Annotated in this window: 16 protein-coding genes; 9 read left to right on the forward strand and 7 right to left on the reverse strand. The window is 64.6% G+C overall.

The window, feature by feature from the left end; genetic code table 11:
* Window positions 1-91: 91 nt before the first annotated feature.
* The 8 genes from DW2_RS05255 to DW2_RS05290 all read left to right on the forward strand — a co-directional run bounded on the left by DW2_RS05255 (window position 92) and on the right by DW2_RS05290 (window position 7,879).
* Complete coding sequence (locus tag DW2_RS05255; protein WP_038144269.1) at window positions 92-487, forward strand: MerR family transcriptional regulator; 396 nt, start codon at window positions 92-94, stop codon at window positions 485-487.
* Between the two features lie 27 nt (window positions 488-514).
* On the forward strand, window positions 515-2,290 hold the full coding sequence (locus tag DW2_RS05260; RefSeq protein ID WP_038144270.1) for an acyl-CoA dehydrogenase C-terminal domain-containing protein: 1,776 nt from the start codon (window positions 515-517) through the stop codon (window positions 2,288-2,290).
* A gap of 149 nt (window positions 2,291-2,439) precedes the next feature.
* Window positions 2,440-2,802 (forward strand): DUF6404 family protein, encoded by a 363-nt coding sequence (locus DW2_RS05265; protein WP_038144271.1) that lies wholly within the window; start codon window positions 2,440-2,442, stop codon window positions 2,800-2,802.
* 78 nt (window positions 2,803-2,880) lie between these two features.
* The gene (locus DW2_RS05270) at window positions 2,881-3,093 is read left to right on the forward strand and encodes a hypothetical protein (protein WP_038144272.1); all 213 of its coding nucleotides are present in this window, start codon (window positions 2,881-2,883) and stop codon (window positions 3,091-3,093) included.
* Between the two features lie 17 nt (window positions 3,094-3,110).
* On the forward strand, window positions 3,111-3,641 hold the full coding sequence (locus tag DW2_RS05275; protein WP_038144273.1) for a hypothetical protein: 531 nt from the start codon (window positions 3,111-3,113) through the stop codon (window positions 3,639-3,641).
* 189 nt (window positions 3,642-3,830) lie between these two features.
* Entirely contained in the window at window positions 3,831-4,457 is a 627-nt protein-coding gene (locus tag DW2_RS05280) for a glutathione S-transferase family protein (protein ID WP_038144274.1), read from the forward strand.
* 9 nt (window positions 4,458-4,466) lie between these two features.
* Window positions 4,467-5,678: an acetyl-CoA C-acetyltransferase gene (locus tag DW2_RS05285; protein ID WP_038144275.1), complete on the forward strand. Its 1,212-nt coding sequence runs from the start codon at window positions 4,467-4,469 to the stop codon at window positions 5,676-5,678.
* A gap of 11 nt (window positions 5,679-5,689) precedes the next feature.
* Window positions 5,690-7,879: a 3-hydroxyacyl-CoA dehydrogenase NAD-binding domain-containing protein gene (locus tag DW2_RS05290; RefSeq protein WP_038144276.1), complete on the forward strand. Its 2,190-nt coding sequence runs from the start codon at window positions 5,690-5,692 to the stop codon at window positions 7,877-7,879.
* Window positions 7,880-8,101: 222 nt separating this feature from the next.
* Here the strand turns inward: DW2_RS05290 and DW2_RS05295 are convergent, their stop codons facing one another.
* Window positions 8,102-8,773 carry a Hint domain-containing protein gene (locus tag DW2_RS05295; protein WP_162178887.1) on the reverse strand — a complete coding sequence of 224 codons (672 nt, stop codon included), beginning with the start codon at window positions 8,771-8,773 and terminating at the stop codon, window positions 8,102-8,104.
* Between the two features lie 190 nt (window positions 8,774-8,963).
* Window positions 8,964-9,611: a sulfotransferase family 2 domain-containing protein gene (locus DW2_RS05300; protein WP_038144277.1), complete on the reverse strand. Its 648-nt coding sequence runs from the start codon at window positions 9,609-9,611 to the stop codon at window positions 8,964-8,966.
* 98 nt (window positions 9,612-9,709) lie between these two features.
* On the opposite strand from DW2_RS05300, the gene DW2_RS05305 reads away from it, so the two are divergent.
* A complete protein-coding gene (locus DW2_RS05305; protein ID WP_038144278.1) occupies window positions 9,710-11,338 on the forward strand; it encodes an AMP-binding protein in 1,629 nt (542 codons plus the stop codon).
* A 12-nt stretch (window positions 11,339-11,350) separates the two neighbouring features.
* Here DW2_RS05305 and DW2_RS05310 read toward each other — a convergent pair whose 3' ends face one another.
* The 5 genes from DW2_RS05310 to DW2_RS05330 all read right to left on the reverse strand — a co-directional run bounded on the left by DW2_RS05310 (window position 11,351) and on the right by DW2_RS05330 (window position 16,905).
* Window positions 11,351-12,427, reverse strand: a complete 1,077-nt coding sequence (locus DW2_RS05310) for a tartrate dehydrogenase (protein ID WP_038144279.1) — start codon at window positions 12,425-12,427, stop codon at window positions 11,351-11,353.
* A 10-nt stretch (window positions 12,428-12,437) separates the two neighbouring features.
* On the reverse strand, window positions 12,438-13,280 hold the full coding sequence (locus DW2_RS05315) for an SDR family NAD(P)-dependent oxidoreductase (RefSeq protein WP_038144280.1): 843 nt from the start codon (window positions 13,278-13,280) through the stop codon (window positions 12,438-12,440).
* A gap of 34 nt (window positions 13,281-13,314) precedes the next feature.
* Complete coding sequence (locus DW2_RS05320) at window positions 13,315-14,340, reverse strand: LacI family DNA-binding transcriptional regulator (RefSeq protein WP_038144281.1); 1,026 nt, start codon at window positions 14,338-14,340, stop codon at window positions 13,315-13,317.
* A 121-nt stretch (window positions 14,341-14,461) separates the two neighbouring features.
* Window positions 14,462-15,355 (reverse strand): NAD-dependent epimerase/dehydratase family protein, encoded by an 894-nt coding sequence (locus DW2_RS05325; protein WP_038144282.1) that lies wholly within the window; start codon window positions 15,353-15,355, stop codon window positions 14,462-14,464.
* A 47-nt stretch (window positions 15,356-15,402) separates the two neighbouring features.
* Window positions 15,403-16,905: a sugar ABC transporter ATP-binding protein gene (locus DW2_RS05330; protein ID WP_038144283.1), complete on the reverse strand. Its 1,503-nt coding sequence runs from the start codon at window positions 16,903-16,905 to the stop codon at window positions 15,403-15,405.
* Between the last annotated feature and the right edge of the window lie 51 nt (window positions 16,906-16,956).

Raw genomic sequence — 16,956 nt, forward strand, 5'->3', positions numbered from 1 at the left:
GGTGACGCGAACGTCAAGAACTCTTGTAATGTGGCTTCGGACAGACGATCTGCCGAGCCGCATTACGCAAAGGCAATGCGAGGCAGAGAGTATGACCGAGACTGTTTTGACGATCCGCGAGATGTGCGACGCGTTCAACGTGACCCCGCGCACCCTGCGGTTCTACGAGAGCAAGGAGTTGCTGTTCCCCATCCGCGAGGGCCAGAAGCGGCTGTTCACGCGACGCGATCGCGCCCGGCTGAAGCTTATCCTGCGCGGCAAGCGCTTCGGCTTCAGCCTGGAGGATATCCGCCAGCTTCTGGACCTCTACGAGATGGGCGACCAGCAGAAGACGCAACTGAGCGAGACCGTGAAGCTCGCCCATCAGCGTCTTGAGGAGATGAAACGCCAGCGCGACGAGCTGGGTCAGACGATCGACGAACTGACCCAACAGATCGACTGGGCGGAAAAGCAACTGGAGAAGGCCCGCCACGACGACGCGGCCTGATCCGCGACGACGAAAAGGGAGCGAGCCATGTCGAGCTTTATCGCCAACACCAAGGATATGCAGTTCGTGCTGCACGAGGTCCTCAAGATCTCGGAAGCGGGCGTGCCCGGCTACGAGGAGATGGACCGCGATTTCACCGAGGCCGTGCTGGATGCGGCAGGCAAGGTGTCCTCCGAGGTTCTGGCGCCGCTCAACGAAGTGGGCGACAAGGAGGGCTGCGTGCTCGAGAATGGCGTGGTGCGCACGCCCAAGGGCTTCGACGCGGCTTTCGCGGCGATGAAGGAAGGCGGCTGGACCGCGCTCGACTGCGATCCCGAATATGGCGGTCAGGGCATGCCCTACCTGCTCAACTGCGCGGTGGGCGAGATGTTCGTCTCGGCCAACATGGCCTTCAACATGTATCAGGGCCTGACGCATGGCGCCTATTCGGCGATCCACGCCCACGGCACCGACGAGCAGAAGGCCACCTATCTGCCGAAGATGGTCACCTGCGACTGGACCGGCACGATGAACCTGACCGAGCCGCATTGCGGCACCGATCTGGGGATGATGCGCACCAAGGCCGATCCGCAGGACGATGGCTCCTACCTGATCACCGGCACCAAGATCTTCATCTCGGCAGGCGATCACGACCTGAGCGAAAACGTGATCCACCTCGTGCTGGCGAAAGCGCCGGGCGGCGGCGAAGGCACCAAGGGCATCTCGCTCTTCATCGTGCCGAAATTCCTGGTGAACGCGGACGGTTCGCTGGGCGAGCGTAACTCGCTCTCGGTCGGCAAGCTCGAAGAGAAGATGGGCATCCACGGCAACGCGACCTGCGTCATGAACTATGACGGCGCGAAAGGCTGGCTGCTGGGCGACCTGCACAAGGGCATGCGCGCGATGTTCACGATGATGAACGAGGCACGTCTGGGCGTGGGCCTGCAGGGCTACGCCGTGGCCGAAGCCGCCTATCAGGAAGCCGTGGCCTATGCCAAGGACCGCACGCAGGGCCGCGCGGTGACCGGTGCCGCGGCGCCCGAGAAGGCCGCCGACCCGATCATCGTGCACCCCGACGTGCGCCGGATGCTGATGGACCAGAAAAGCTTCGTCGAGGGCGCGCGCGCCTTCACCTTCTGGGGTGCGCATCTGATCGACCGCTCGCACAAGGCGGATGACGCCGAGGCGGAAGGTCTGATCTCGCTGATGACCCCGGTCATCAAGGGCTTCCTGACCGACAAGGGCTTCGAGACCGCCGTCTCGGCGCAGCAGGTCTTCGGTGGCCACGGCTATACCGAGGACTGGCCGATGTCGCAGCATGTGCGCGACGCGCGCATCGCGATGATCTACGAGGGCGCGAACGGCATCCAGGCGCTCGACCTCGTGGGCCGCAAGCTCGCGCAGGATGGCGGCAAGCATGTCATGGCCTTCTTCGAGATGGTCAAGGCCGAGTGCAAATCGCATGACGGTGACGAGCGGATGAAGCCCTTCACCGATGCGCTCAAGGCCGCCTCGAAGCAGCTTCAGGCGGCGGGCATGTTCTTCATGCAGAACGGCATGAAGAACCCGAACGCGGCGCTGTCGGGCAGCTATGACTTCATGCACCTGATGGGCCATGTCTGTCTCGGCCTGATGTGGACGCGGATGGCGAAAGCCGCCTTTACCGCGCTCGACAACGGTGCGTCGGACAAGGCCTTCTACGAGGGCAAGATCGCCACGGGCCGCTATTACATGGCGCGCCAGCTTCCGGCCTGCGCGATGCATCTGGCGCGGATCGAGACCGGGGCCGATCCGGTCATGGCACTGGCCGACGATCAGTTCTGATCCCCTCCGGATCACGCTTCACGACGGCGGGCCCAGGCCCGCCGTCTTTCATTTCGCTCACCAGCATGTGCAGCGATGTGTCCGCCGCCGCGATTGTCTGACGCCCGGCCTGCGTTAACCTCATGGGGGAACGCAAGGACCGACGCGCCATGTATCTGGGAAGAACCGAAACCAATCGCCGCTACGCCGCCGCCCTGGCGGAGCTGCGCGCACGCGGGGTGCTTGGCACCGGCCGCCTGCCCTTTCTGCATCGGTTCCTGATCTGGGCCGGGTTCTCGCCGCGGCCGGTCTCCTACCTGCCTTGGCCACAGGTGCTGATGCTCTACGGTTCGGCCTATCTCATTCTTGCCAGCCTGATCGACTGGGCGGTGGATCTCGCGATTCCCGCTCTCTCTTCCGGCAATGACAGCGCCGCACTTCTCCTGCAGGCGATCCTGGTGGGGGGCGCGATGGCGTCGTTCCACCAGTGGCGCGCGCGCAAGCTCGGCCTGAGCGCCTGGGACCAGCTTTGAAAGGACGGCCAATCGGCAATGGCAAGTCCGCGCGAACTTTCCTAGAGTCGGAAAAACGCCAATTCCTCCGAAAGCCCCATGCCCAAACGACTCAAGCTCACCCGCCGTTTTCCCGTCGCGATGACGAACGACGCCTATCGCCGCCTCAACCGCTTCGCGCAGGAGGCCGAGATTTCCCCCGACGAGGCGCTGACCTTCTTCTTCGAGCATTTCAACTCGATCATGAACGAGGACAACCTCAATCACCGGCTGAACCTGTTCAAGGCCGAGCTCGCCGCGCGCAAGGCCTGACTGCCGCGAGGACCGTGATGCTGCGCCTCTCCCTCATCCTCGCGGCGACGATTATCTCCGCCCTGCCCGCGGCGGCTTTCGATGCGGCGGACCGCAACGCGGTGACGCAGGAGGTGGCGGGGTTCGAGAAGGCGGTGCAGGAAAAGCGATACGCCGTCTTCTTCGAGACCGTCCCGCCGAGGATGATGCAGGAGATAGCCCGGCAGGCGGGGTTGAGCGTGGACAAGCTCGAGGGGGTGATGGAGCGCCAGATCACCAAGGCGATGGCTTCGGCCACGCTCCTGAGCTTCGATATGGATCTGGGCGCGATGACGACAGGGACGACGCCCGCGGGCCGCGCCTATGCGATGATCCCGACCCGTTCGGTGATGAAGACACCCGATCTCGGCGAGGTCCGCGCGACGAACACGACCCTCGCCCTGAAGGACGGCGCGGAATGGTATCTGGTCCGCATCGACAGCCCCACCCAGCTCGCCACCCTGCGCAAGGTCTATCCCGATTTCACCAAGGTGGCATTCCCGGAAGGCCGGATCGAGGCGGTCGACTGAGCTTTCGGGCCGGCGCCTGAGCACGCCCATTCACCTTCCCTTCATCTCCCGTCACGGAACGGCCTCCCTAGCCTCGCAATCGACGCAACGTCGTGTTCGAATGACGTTGCGGCGAAACGCCCGCGAGGGGCTTACGTTCGCGTCACTTAAGGGCCAGATTGATGGCCGAGACGAGGGAGGTCCGCGACGATGGCGGCAAAGCTTTACTGCTTCGGCGAGTCCGGCAACGCCTACAAGGCGGCGCTGACGATGGAACTTGCGGGTTACGACTGGGAGCCCGTCTATGTCGATTTCTTCAATGGCGAGGCGCGCAGTTCCGACTATCGGGCACTCAACGAGATGGGCGAGGCGCCGGTCTTCGTCGAGGGCGATCTGACGCTGACCCAGAGCTGCGTGATCCAGCTCCATGTGGCCGAGAAGACCGGCAAGTTTCTCGCCGAGGACCGCAACGAGATAATGCGCTGGCTGTTCTGGGACGGGCAGAAGGGATCGGGTCAGCAAGGCTCCTTGCGGTTCCTGATGAACTTCCTGCCCGAGGAAAAGAGACCGCAAGAGGCGATCAGGTGGCTCAAGGGCCGGGTGCTGACCGCGCTCGCCACTCTGGAGGGCCATCTGCAGGGTCGCGACTGGATCGTCGGCGACGCGCCCAGCCTCGCCGATTTCGCCTGCTGCGGCTACCTCTACTACCCCGAGCCTTTCGGCTTCGAGCGCAAGGAATTTCCCAATATCGACCGCTGGCTGGATGGCATCAGTGCCCTGCCCGGTTGGAAACACCCCTATGATTTGATGCCCGGCAACCCTTCCGACCGGGCGTGAGGAGGAAAGATGACGGACGCCTATATCTATGACGCCGCGCGCACCCCGCGGGGCAAGGGCCGCAAGGACGGTTCGCTGCACGAGGTCAGCTCGGTCGCGCTCTCGGCGCGGCTGTTGACCGCGGTGAAGGAGCGCAACGGGCTCGAGGGCCACGCGGTCGAGGACGTGATCTGGGGCAATGCGACCCAGGTGATGGAACAGGGCGGCTGTCTGGCCCGCTCGGCGGTGCTGCTTTCGGATCTCGACGAGCGGATCCCGGGCCTGTCGATCAACCGGTTCTGCGCGTCCGGGATGGAAGCGGTGAACCTCGCCGCGAACCAGGTGAAGGGTGGCGCAGGTCAGGCCTATATCGCGGGCGGCGTCGAGATGATGGGACGTGTCGCGATGGGATCGGACGGGGCGGCAATCGCCGTGGACCCGAGCCTCGCGATGAAGACCTATTTCGTCCCGCAGGGGATCTCGGCCGACATCATCGCGACCGAATACGGGTTCTCGCGCGAGGACGTGGACGCGCTGGCCGTCGAGTCGCAGCGCCGCGCGGCCGAGGCGATCAAGGACAACCGTTTCGCCAAGTCGATCGTGCCGGTTCTCGACCAGAACGGGCTGACGATCCTCGATCATGACGAATTCCCGCGCCCCGGCACGACGATGGAAAGCCTCGGCGGCCTCAAGCCCTCCTTCAAGGAGATGGGCGAGGTGATGCCGGGCTTCGACAAGGTCGCGATGCTGAAATACCCGCATCTCGACCATGTGAACCACGTCCACCACGCGGGCAACAGCTCGGGCATCGTGGATGGCGCGGCTGCCGTTCTGATCGGCAACAAGGAATTCGGCGAGGCCCACGGGCTGAAACCGCGCGCGCGCATCCGCGCCACCGCGAAGATCGGCACCGACCCGACGATCATGCTGACCGGCCCGGTCCCGGTGACCGAGAAGATCCTGAAGGATTCGGGCATGTCGATCTCGGATATCGACCTGTTCGAAGTGAACGAGGCCTTCGCCTCGGTCGTGCTGCGCTTCATGCAGGCCTTCCAGGTCGATGCGTCGAAAGTGAACGTCAATGGCGGCGCAATCGCGCTTGGCCACCCGCTCGGCGCCACCGGCGCGATCATCATCGGCACGCTGCTTGATGAATTGGAACGGCGCGACCTGTCGACCGGTCTGGCCACGCTTTGCGTCGCCTCCGGCATGGGTGCCGCGACCATCATCGAGCGCGTGTAAGGGAGGACAACATGGCTGATTTCAAATACGAACTTGGCGCCGATGGCGTCGCCGTCATCACCTGGGACGTGCCCGAGAAGTCGATGAACGTGATGAGCATGGAGGGCTTCGCGCTCCTCGACAGCTTCATCGACAAGGCGCTGGCGGACGAGGCCTGCAAAGGCGTTGTCATCACCTCGGGCAAGCCCGATTTCGCGGGCGGCATGGACCTCAACGTCATTGCCGAGATGCGCAAGGGCGGCGCGCAGGCGATCTTCGACGGCGTGATGCAGATGCACCATGTCCTGCGCAAGATCGAGCGCGCAGGCATGGACCCGAAAACCAACAAGGGCGGCAAGCCGATCGCGACCGCGATCCCCGGCACCGCGCTCGGCATCGGTCTGGAACTGCCGCTCTCGACGCATCGCATCTTCGCGGCCGACAACCCCAAGGCCAAGATCGGCCTGCCCGAGATCATGGTCGGCATCTTCCCCGGCGGCGGCGGCACCACCCGCGTCTCGCGCAAGCTCGGCGCGATGGCGGCTGCGCCCTTCCTGCTCGAAGGCAAGCTGTCCGATCCGAAGAAAGCCAAGGCCGCCGGCCTGATCGACGAGGTGGTCGAGGATCCGCTGGCCGCCGCCAAGGACTGGGTGCTGAACGCGAAGGATGCCGATCTGGTGAAGCCGTGGGACGCAAAAGGTTTCAAGATGCCCGGCGGCGCGCCCTATCACCCGGCAGGCTTCATGACTTTCGTCGGCGCCTCCGCGATGGTGCACGGCAAGACCAACGGCGTCTATCCGGCGGCCAAGGCGCTGCTGTCGGCGGTCTATGAAGGGGCGCTGGTGCCCTTCGATCAGGCGATCAAGATCGAGGCGCGCTGGTTCACCCATGTGCTGATGAACCCGTCCTCGACCTCGATGATCCGTTCGCTCTTCATCAACAAGGGCGCGCTGGAGAAGGGCGCGAACCGCCCCGACGTGCCCGATCAGCGGGTCAAGAAGGTCGGCATTCTCGGCGCGGGCATGATGGGTGCAGGCATCGCCTACGTCTCGGCCAATGCGGGTATCGAGGTCGTGCTGATCGACAACAGCCAAGAGGCGGCCGACCGCGGCAAGTCCTATTCCGAGGGCATCCTCGACAAGGGCATCTCGCGCAAGAAGGTGACCGAAGAGAAGAAGGCCGAGGTGCTGGGCCGGATCAACGCGACGACCGATTACGCCGCGCTTGAAGCCTGCGACCTGATCGTGGAAGCGGTATTCGAGGATCCGGGCGTGAAGGCCGAGGTCACCAAGAAGGCCGAAGCCGTCATCCCGCAAGACGCGATCTTCGCGACCAACACCTCGACGCTTCCGATCACGGAACTCGCCAAAGCCAGCGCGCGGCCCGAGCAGTTCATCGGCATCCACTTCTTCTCTCCGGTGGACAAGATGATGCTGGTCGAGATCATCAAGGGCGCGCAGACCGGCCCGGTCGCCGTGGCCAAGGCGCTCGATTTCGTACGCCAGATCCGCAAGACCCCGATCGTGGTCAATGACGCGCGCTTCTTCTACGCCAACCGCTGCATCATCCCCTATATCAACGAAGGCATTCGCATGGTCGCCGAAGGGGTGAACCCCACGCTGGTCGAACATGCCGCGACGATGGTGGGCATGCCGCTCGGGCCGCTGCAACTGGTCGACGAGACCTCGATCGATCTTGGCGTGAAGATCGCCAAGGCCACGAAGGCGGCGATGGGCGATGCCTATCCCGACGGGGCCGTGGATGACGTGCTGTTCTGGATGGCCGACAAGGGCCGGATGGGCCGCAAGTCGAATGCGGGCTTCTACGAGTACGACGAGAAGGGCAAGCGGCAGGGTCTGTGGTCCGGGCTCGACGCGCAATATCCGCGCGCCGACGAGCAGCCCGACGTCCATCACGTTCAGCACCGTCTTTTGATGGCGCAGGTGCTGGAAGCCGTGCGCGCGTTTGAGCAGGGCGTGCTCGAAGACATCCGCGAAGGCGATGTCGGCGCGATCCTGGGCTGGGGCTTTGCGCCCTGGTCGGGTGGCCCATTCTCCTGGCTCGACATCATCGGCGCGGGCAAGGCGGTCGAGATCTGCGAGGCCCTCACCGCCCAATACGGCGCGCGCTTCGAGGCCCCGGCGCTGCTGCGCGATCTCGCCGCCAAGGGCGAGACCTTCTACGGTCGCTACGGCGAGGGACAGGCGGCGCAAGCGGCCTGATCGGAACGGCACGGCCTGCACGCGGGAACGGTTCCCACCGCCGCGCTGGCCGGGCAAGGCGCCGGGGTCGCAAGACCTCGGCGCTTTTGCGTTTTCAGCGCTGGCGCGCGCGACCCCGGATCGTGACGCCTCGCACGCTTCGTAAATGAAACCCTCCGTGAATGAGAAATGCCGCACCTGTGAGGGCGCGGCATCTCTTCTTCGGGAGGATTGCTTTGGTTCTTATTCCGCCGCGAAGGTGTAGTTTTGCGGACGGTGATCTTCGTCGATGAGCCCCGCCACGATCGAGCGGGCCATATCGAAAGGCAGGGTTTCGTAATTCACCGTGTCGCCTTCGAGGATGGTTTCGACATCTCCGTCATGAACCGATCCGCAGCGGATCATTCCCGCGCCATTGGCATAGACCACCTCGTCGCTCTCGAATTCGAGGAGGACCACTTCGACGCGGCGATGCGGCGTGACCGGGCCAATGCCGCGATAGCCTTCGAGCGCCGCGGCCGGGACCAGCACGAAGGGATCGCCGAAAAGCGCCTCGGCCATGTCGCTCTCGACGAGAACCGGCTGTTCGGGAAGCAGCAGCAGCGGGCGCTGATTGCCGAGCGCCCCCTCCGGCACCGCGAGCGGTTCGAGATGCGAGGGGCAGCGCCCGTCGCCCAGCCAGAGGTCGCTACGCTTGACCGACGCGACCGGGCGAAGCCCATGATCGAAGGTCATCACGCGGTCACCAACCGCGATCGCCTCGATCGGGCGCCAGCCCATCGCGGTCGCGATCTGGGTGCCGGCCACGATGCCTTCGGCGGGGCTGATCTCGGGAGCGTCCTCGGCGAAGGCGCGGGCGACCGCGGCATCGCGCGCGAGCTTGTCTTCCCAGATATTGGCGGCGCTTCGAAACATCTGCGTCTCCATATTGCGACCCAGCGGGGGCCACATCTCCGTCACAATCAGTGACGGCGATTCCCAAGAAAATTCCCGGGCGAAAAAGCGGCTAAAAAGTGGCATTCGCCTTTTGCGGGAAAAAAACGTCCTTAATGTACGGCCGGGATCGCGGGCTGTATTCGCATTTTGCGAAATTTTCCGGCGAAACTCAGAACCGATACCCGAAGCGAGCGATATCCTGCGCACAGATTCGCCCCACGAGAGCCGCATCGGAATCGCTGTAATAGGGCCGCCAGTCCCGATCGCGGCGCGAGGCATTGCATCGCGCGAAAGGAACGACCGGGAAACCCAGATGGGCTTGCAGCGGCGCGGCGTCCTCTTCCGCGTGTTCGAGCCGGAGGAAGAGGTCGCAGTGCTCGACCCCGTCCGGAAGGGTGAGGTAGCTCCCGTATGGCGCCGCTTCGATCGACGCCTGCGTTTCGGGCGCGTTGAGGAAGTCCGAGAAATCGCTGCTTTGCGCGCGCCGCACGGCCGGGTGCTCGAAGCGCTGGTCGCGCAGCCAGTGGTAATAGCTCACCAGCCGGTCCCATGGATTGCGCACGAGCGTGAAGGTGAAGAACACCCGTGCGTCTTGCTCGGAATAGAGCCCGAGCCCGTCCGAGAGCGTCGAATGTTTCCAGAGCCGTCCCCGCGTCTCTATGCCGTCGAGGCGACCCCTGCGCCGCTTTGCCTTCGGCGTGTCCCCCACGAGCACGTCATCCGTCAAGGCCCGCGCCTCGAGCGCCTGCATCAGTGCGGTGCCCCCGGTCTTCGGGATGTGGATGAAGATGTAGCGGCGACCGCGCGAAAGGATCATGCGCGGAGCATAGGTCGTGCGTAAGATTGCGCAACACCCCTTCCCTTTCCGCCGAGGGCACCCGAAGATGCCCCTCGACGTCGAAGGAGGAGGATCTCATGGGCTGGCTTGCCGATGAAACGGGTCTGGAGAAATGCGCGGCGAATTACGTCCCGCTCACCCCGCTGTCGCATCTCGACCGGGCGCTGGAAGTGTTTCCCGAACGCATCGCGCTGATCTACGGATCGCGCCAGTTCTCCTATCTCGACTACCATGCCCGCGTGAGCCATCTCGCCTCGGCCTTGAAGGGGCGCGGCGTCGATGCCGGAGACGTGGTGGCCACCATCCTGCCCAACAGCCTGCCGCAGATGGAGGCGCATTTCGGCGTACCCGCCTGCGGGGCGATCCTGAACGCGATCAACACGCGGCTCGACGTCGATACCGTCGCCTATATCTTCGAACACGGTCAGGCGAAGATCGTGCTTTGCGACACGGCCTTCCTTCCGGTTGCGGAAGAGGCGGTGAAGAAGATGAAGGGCCCCGCTCCGCAGATCGTGGAAGTGGCCGATCCCGAGCACGAGTTCGAGCCGACCGGGCATTACCTCGAATATGAGGACCTGGTGGCCGAGGGCGATCCGATGTTCTCCTGGATCATGCCCGAGGACGAATGGGAGAGCATCGCGCTCAATTACACTTCCGGCACGACGGGGCGCCCCAAGGGTGTCGTCTATCACCATCGCGGCGCCTATCTCTCGACCCAGGCCAACATGATCTCGTGGCGGATGCAGCTCTATCCGGTGCTGCTGACGATCGTGCCGCTCTTTCACTGCAATTCATGGACCCATGGCTGGATGGTCCCGATGCTCGGCGGCACGGTCGTGTGCTGCCGCGACGTGAGCGCGAAGAACATCTATGACGCGATCGCCGATCATGGCGTCACCCATTTCGGCGGTGCGCCGATCGTGCTGAACACGATCGTCAATGCGAAGGAGGAAGACCGCCGTCCCTTCGATCACGTGGTCGAGGTCTTCACCGCCGGGGCCCCGCCGCCCGCGGCAACGCTCGCCGCGATCGAGCCCTTGGGCTTCAACGTCACACAGGTCTACGGGCTGACCGAGACCTACGGCCCCGCCGTCGAATGCACGTGGAAACCGTCCTGGGACGGAACCACGGGCGATGCGCGCGCGGATCTCAAGGCCCGCACCGGCGTCTCGATGCCGATGATGGAGCAGGTGACGGTCTTCGATCAGGGCCGGGAGGTTGCGCGCGACGCGGCGCATCTGGGCGAGATCGTGATGCGCGGCAACATGGTGATGAAGGGCTATTACAAGAACCCGCAGGCGACGCGCGAGGCCTTCGCGGAGGGCGTCTTCCATTCCGGCGACATCGCCTTCATGCATCCCGATGGCTATATCAAGATCACCGACCGGGCGAAGGATATCATCATCTCGGGCGGGGAGAACGTCTCCTCGGTCGAGGTCGAGGGGGTGATATGCGCCCATCCGGCCGTGTCGCTCGCATCGGTTGTGGCAAAGCCGGACGAGAAATGGGGCGAGGTCCCCTGCGCTTTCGTCGAGTTGAAGGATGGGGCCGAGACGAGCGAGGAGGAGCTGATCGCCTTCTGCCGGGCGCGGCTTGCCGGGTTCAAGACGCCCAAGCGCGTGGTCTTCGCGGAGCTCCCGAAAACCTCGACCGGCAAGATCCAGAAGTTCGAGTTGCGCGCGGTGGCGAAGCTGCTCGATCCGTAAGGGCCGAGCTTCTCAGTCCTTTGCGTCAAGCGCCGCGCAGAGCCGCTCGGTCATCTGCGCGGTCGTCGCGGTGCCGCCCAGATCGGGGGTGCGCGCGGCCGGATCGGCGGTCACCGCCTCGACCGCCCGCATCAGCCGCGCCGCGGCCTCGTCCTCTCCGAGATGTTCGAGCATCATCGCGGCGCTCCAGAACGTGCCGACCGGATTGGCCACGCCCTTGCCGGTGATGTCGAAGGCCGAGCCATGGATCGGCTCGAACATCGACGGGGTCCGGCGTTCGGGATTGAGGTTCGCGGTCGGCGCGATCCCGATCGACCCGGCCAGCGCGGCCGCGAGATCGGAGAGGATATCGGCATGAAGGTTCGTCGCGACGATGGTGTCGAGCGATTTCGGATCGAGCGTCATCCGCACGGTCATCGCATCGACCAGCATCTTGTCCCATGTCACGTCGGGAAACTCGGTCGCGACCTCGGCCGCGATCTCGTCCCAGAGCACGAGCCCGTATCGCTGGGCATTGGACTTGGTGACCACCGTGAGGCGCTTGCGCGGGCGTGACCGGGCCAGCGTGAAAGCGAAACGCATGATCCGCTCGACGCCGGTGCGGGTAAAGATCGCGGTCTCGGTCGCGATCTCATGCGGCCGGCCGCGATGGCTGCGTCCGCCCTGGCCCGCATATTCGCCTTCGGAATTCTCGCGCACGATGACCCAGTCGAGATCCCCGGGACCGATCCCTTCGAGCGGGCTCGAGATTCCCGGCAGGATTCGCGTGGGCCGCACATTCGCATATTGGTCGAGCCCCTGGCAGATCGCGAGCCGCAGCCCCCAGAGGGTGACGTGATCGGGCACGTCGGGTGCCCCGACCGCGCCGAACAGGATCGCATCATACGGGAGAAGCTGGCGCGCCCCGTCCTCGGGCATCAGGGCGCCCTCGCGGCGGTAGCGCTCCGAGCCCCAGTCGAAGCGGTCCACCTCGAGGCGGAAGGCGTTCGTCTGGCGGCTCAGATGGTCGAGCGCGATCAGCGCCGCATCGACCACCTCGGGGCCGATGCCGTCTCCGGGAATGGCCGCGATGCGGTGGATGCGGGTCATCGCGGCGCCCTCACTTGTTGAGCCAGTCCTTGAAGGCCTCGCCGAAATCGGGATGCCAGCGCGACAGCGGCGGGCGGTTCTCGGTGATATCCCCGGCCGCCCAGAGGATACGTTTCTCGTCGGTCTTGCGATCCACGTCATTGTCCGGGCACAGAATGTAGAAATCGCCGCGGTCGATCGACTCGAACAGGAACTCCACGACCTGTTCCGGCGTCCACGCACCGGCGGGTTTCTCGGTCCGGCCATTGGCCGTGAGCGGCGTGAAGACGAAGCCCGGAATGAACAGCCTGGCCTCGACCTGGCAGCCGGAACGGTTGCGCAGATCGTGTTGCAGAGCCTCGGTGAAGGCTTTCACCCCCGCCTTCGAGACATTGTAGGCCGGATCGCCCGGGGGGGTCGTGATCCCCTGTTTCGAGCCGGTATTGAGGATCAGGCCGGGCGCACCGGAGGCGATCATTCGCGGGGCGTAGATCTGGCTGCCGCGGATGATGCCGCCCATGTTGACCTCGATGATCCGGTCCCAGTTGCCTTCGTCATCGAAGATCGAGCTGCCCGGCTGCATCCCGGCATTGTTCATCAGCACGTTGACCGGCCCGAATTTCGCCTCGACCGCCTCGGCCAGTGCGACGAGCTGGGCCCGGTCGGAGACATCGCAGGCCATCGCCATCACATCCGCCTCGGCCGCGCCGGCTGCGATCAGTTCGGCGGGCGCCGCGTCCAGCATCGCGCCCGGCAAATCGGCGATGCAGACGCGCAGGCCGAGGCCTGCGAGGTGGCGTGCGGCGGCGAGGCCGATCCCCGAGGCGCCCCCGGTGACGACGGCGACATTGCCCTTGGTGAGTGCGGGGTGCATGGCAGTCTCCTTATGAATTTGGCCGGGCCTGCGCTCAGGCGGTCGCTCCGGCGAAAACTTCGAAATCGGTGTCAATGATTGTCGGATGGCCGGGGCGTTCGGGCGAGGCGAGAACCTCCTCGATCGCCCGCTTGCCGATCAGGAACCGGTTCGACCGCACGGTGGAGAGCGGCTGCGGAAGCTCCTTGCCGATATCGAGCCCGTTGAACCCGAAGATGGCGAACTGGTCGGGAAGGCTGATACCCTCGGCGAGGCAGTGAAAGACGCCGCCCACCGCCATATCGTCATTCGAATAGACCGCCACATCCACCTGCGGCGCCTCGGCGCGCAACCGTGCGGTCTGGGCCCGTCCCGTCCCGACCGAGCTCGGTCCGTCGGCCATCGCATGCGCTTCGACCGAGAGGCCGGATTCCGCAAGCGCCTCGCACAGGCCCTCGTAGCGCAGACGGGCGCGCCGGTCGGCATCCCAGTCATGGCCGACATAACCGAAATGGCGATAGCCCCGCGCGATCAGATGCCGCCCGATCGCATGGCCCGCGCGCCGGTGCGAGGTCCCCACGGCGATGTCGATCGGGGTGCTGTCGATATCCATCATCTCGACCACACGGATATCGCTTTGAACCAGCATCCTGCGGGTCGCGTCCGTGTGCTCGAACCCCGCGAGCAGGATCGCGGCGGGCTTCCACGCCAGGATGCCGCGCACCACCGCCTCTTCGCGGTCGATATCGTAATCCGTGGTCGAGATCACCGGCTGCAGATCGCTGTCGGCAAGCCCCGCATGGACCCCTTGCAGCACCTCGGGAAAGACGATGTTGGACAGCGACGGGATCACGACCCCGATCAGGAAACTGTCGAGCGATGCGAGCGAGCCCGCGATGCGGTTGGGCACGTAGCCCATGGCGCGCACCGTCTCCATCACCTTCTCGCGGGTGGCCTCCGCGACAAGGCCCTTGTTGCGCATGATCCGCGAAACCGTCGATTCACTCACATTCGCGCGGCGTGCGACCTCGCGAACGGTGATCTTGCTCTTGCGGTCCGGCAAACGCTGCTTGGTTCCCATTTGCGCCAGTTCCTTCGTCTCTGTCCGGGCAGGCCCCGCCCGTCACAACAGATGCACATAGCGGGAACGCTTGCCTAGGCTATCCGGTCGGGGCGGGAAAGTCCCGCCCCGCCACTGACACTTACAGATCGACGTATTTACGCCACGGATGGGCTTCCTTGAAGCCCAGAACCTCGCGCGCCTTGCGGTTCGAGATCGGCGCCTCGTCGGATCCCATCTCGCGGGTGATCGGGGTGGTGGGGCAATGTTTCCGCAAGAATTCCGGCGTCGGCATATCCGCGGTGATCGTGTCGTTGACCGCGTTGAACACCTCGTAGCCGAGGCCGTCCTTCTCGATGCACAGATGCACGATCTCGCCCAGATCGCGCGCGTCGATATAGCTCCAGGCATTGCGCTTGCGGCTCATCGGGTTGGCGATGAAATCCTTGAACATGCCGTATTCATCGGGCTCGATCACATTGCCGATGCGCAGCGCGTAGATATCGGCGCCGTAACGCGCGGCGAAGGCCCGCGCGGTCTTTTCGTTGCAGACCTTCGACAGGCCGTAGCTGTCCATCGGATCGCTGTCGTAATCCTCGTCGAGCGGGAAACTGTGGAAATCCTTGTCGCCCTCGGCGAAGCACACGCCATAGGTGGTCTCCGAGGAGGCGATGATCACCTTGCGCACGCCCAGCTTCATCGCGGCCTCGATCACGTTGTAGGTGCTGATCACATTGGCCTCGAAGGTGACATTGTCGGGCTCGAGCAGCACGCGCGGGATCGCGGCGAAATGGACGACCGCATCGGGAGCCGAGGGCGGCGCGCCCTTCTCGTAGCCTTCGAAACCGTGATGCATAGTCAGCGCGTTGAAGACGGCACCGCTATCGGTCACGTCGGTGATCAGCGTGTTCACACCCGGCAGGTCGAGCGGCTTGAGATCGAGGTTGAGCACGTCGTAGCCCTTGCTCACCAGATGCGGCACGACATGGCGCCCCGCTTTGCCGGTCCCGCCCGTGAACACTACTCTCTTGGTCATGTCTGTCTCCAGTTCATTCGTAAAATTCGCCCGCGTTCCGCCCGGCCCTAGCCGGTGGCTGCCAGCATCACGCCTTCCTGCGTGGCCTCTTCGCGGCTCAGCTCGCCGCTGATCCGTCCTTCCTTCAATACGATCACGCGATCGCTGATCGCCAGCACCTCCGGCAGATCGGAGGACACCACGATGATCGACATGCCTTCCTCCGCCAGCCGGTTGAGCAACGCGTGGACCTCGGCCTTGGCGCCGATGTCGATGCCGCGGGTGGGCTCATCGACGATCAGGATCCGCGGCCGGCGCGCCGCCCATTTCGCCAGAACCACCTTCTGCTGGTTGCCGCCCGACAGGTTGAGCACCTTCTGCTCGGGCGAAGGCGTCTTGATGCCCAGCGTCTTGATATAGGCCTCGCAGGCAGAGGTTTCCCTGCGGCGGTTGACGAAATCGAAGCTGCAATACTCGCTCAGATGGGTCAGGGAGAAATTCTCGCGCACCGTCATCCCGAGCACAAGGCCGAGACTCTGGCGATCCTCGGTCACGAAACCGATACCGCTCTCGATCGCATCCGAGGGGGAGGCGATCCGCACCGAGCGGCCCGAAATCGAAATCTCGCCCAGATAGGGCCGGCTGCCGAAGATCATCTCCATGACCTCGGTCCGCCCGGCGCCCACGAGGCCGAAGAAACCCAGCACCTCGCCGCGGCGCAGATCGAAGCTCACGTCGGAGATATGGACACCCTCGTCATTCGCGCGTTTCTCGCTCAGGCCGCGCACGGACATCAGGACCTCGTCGGTGGCATGGCTGCGATGGTGCCCGAAGAGCTGATCGAGATCGCGGTCCACCATGAGACGCACCAGCAGATCGCGGGTCATGCCATCGGCCGGACGGGTATCCACGGTGCGGCCGTCGCGCAGCACGGTGACGCGGTCGGCGATCTCGAAGATCTCCTCGAGCTTGTGGGAGATGAAGACGATGCCGATCCCCTGCCCCGCGAGCTTGCGCACCATGCGCAGGAGCGTCGCCGACTCGTGGTGGCTGAGCGAGGCGGTCGGCTCGTCCATGATGATGAGCTTGGAGCGGTAGGAAATGGCGCGGGCGATCTCGATAAGCTGGCGCTGACCGATCGAAAGGGTGCCGACCATCGCTTCGGGGTCGATCTCGACCCCGAGTTCGGAGAGTACCGCGCGGGTCTCGGCATTCATCCGGCGCCGGTCGATCAGCCCCGAAGGCCCGAGCGGCTCGCGCGCCAGGAAAACATTCTCGGCCACGGTGAGATTGTTCACCACCGCGAGCTCCTGATAGATGATCGAAATCCCAAGGGCGCGGGCGTGGACCGGGTCCTTGATCGTCACCGGCTCGCCCTCGACCTCGATCACCCCGCCGGGATCGGCACGCAGCACGCCGGTCATGATCTTCATCAGCGTGCTCTTGCCGGCGCCATTCTCGCCCGCGAGCACATGCACCTCGCCGGCGCGCAGTTGCAGATCGACATGGTCAAGCGCCTTGACCCCGGGAAAGGTCTTGGAGATGCCGGTCATTTCGAGAAACGGTGTCATCGCGGCCTCTGGAAACTGGAAAAGTGGACGGGCCCGAAGGCGCCGTCCAAG

The organism is Thioclava atlantica, from assembly GCF_000737065.1.
GTDB classification, from domain to species: Bacteria; Pseudomonadota; Alphaproteobacteria; order Rhodobacterales; family Rhodobacteraceae; genus Thioclava; species Thioclava atlantica.

What these genes read in the sequence shown, in the direction of transcription:
- DW2_RS05255 (WP_038144269.1), top strand. Translation starts at nt 92, where the DNA reads ATGACCGAGACTGTTTTGACGATCCGCGAGATGTGCGACGCGTTCAAC.
- DW2_RS05260 (WP_038144270.1), top strand. Translation starts at nt 515, where the DNA reads ATGTCGAGCTTTATCGCCAACACCAAGGATATGCAGTTCGTGCTGCAC.
- DW2_RS05265 (WP_038144271.1), top strand. Translation starts at nt 2,440, where the DNA reads ATGTATCTGGGAAGAACCGAAACCAATCGCCGCTACGCCGCCGCCCTG.
- DW2_RS05270 (WP_038144272.1), top strand. Translation starts at nt 2,881, where the DNA reads ATGCCCAAACGACTCAAGCTCACCCGCCGTTTTCCCGTCGCGATGACG.
- DW2_RS05275 (WP_038144273.1), top strand. Translation starts at nt 3,111, where the DNA reads ATGCTGCGCCTCTCCCTCATCCTCGCGGCGACGATTATCTCCGCCCTG.
- DW2_RS05280 (WP_038144274.1), top strand. Translation starts at nt 3,831, where the DNA reads ATGGCGGCAAAGCTTTACTGCTTCGGCGAGTCCGGCAACGCCTACAAG.
- DW2_RS05285 (WP_038144275.1), top strand. Translation starts at nt 4,467, where the DNA reads ATGACGGACGCCTATATCTATGACGCCGCGCGCACCCCGCGGGGCAAG.
- DW2_RS05290 (WP_038144276.1), top strand. Translation starts at nt 5,690, where the DNA reads ATGGCTGATTTCAAATACGAACTTGGCGCCGATGGCGTCGCCGTCATC.
- DW2_RS05295 (WP_162178887.1), bottom strand. Translation starts at nt 8,773, where the DNA reads ATGTTTCGAAGCGCCGCCAATATCTGGGAAGACAAGCTCGCGCGCGAT.
- DW2_RS05300 (WP_038144277.1), bottom strand. Translation starts at nt 9,611, where the DNA reads ATGATCCTTTCGCGCGGTCGCCGCTACATCTTCATCCACATCCCGAAG.
- DW2_RS05305 (WP_038144278.1), top strand. Translation starts at nt 9,710, where the DNA reads ATGGGCTGGCTTGCCGATGAAACGGGTCTGGAGAAATGCGCGGCGAAT.
- DW2_RS05310 (WP_038144279.1), bottom strand. Translation starts at nt 12,427, where the DNA reads ATGACCCGCATCCACCGCATCGCGGCCATTCCCGGAGACGGCATCGGC.
- DW2_RS05315 (WP_038144280.1), bottom strand. Translation starts at nt 13,280, where the DNA reads ATGCACCCCGCACTCACCAAGGGCAATGTCGCCGTCGTCACCGGGGGC.
- DW2_RS05320 (WP_038144281.1), bottom strand. Translation starts at nt 14,340, where the DNA reads ATGGGAACCAAGCAGCGTTTGCCGGACCGCAAGAGCAAGATCACCGTT.
- DW2_RS05325 (WP_038144282.1), bottom strand. Translation starts at nt 15,355, where the DNA reads ATGACCAAGAGAGTAGTGTTCACGGGCGGGACCGGCAAAGCGGGGCGC.
- DW2_RS05330 (WP_038144283.1), bottom strand. Translation starts at nt 16,905, where the DNA reads ATGACACCGTTTCTCGAAATGACCGGCATCTCCAAGACCTTTCCCGGG.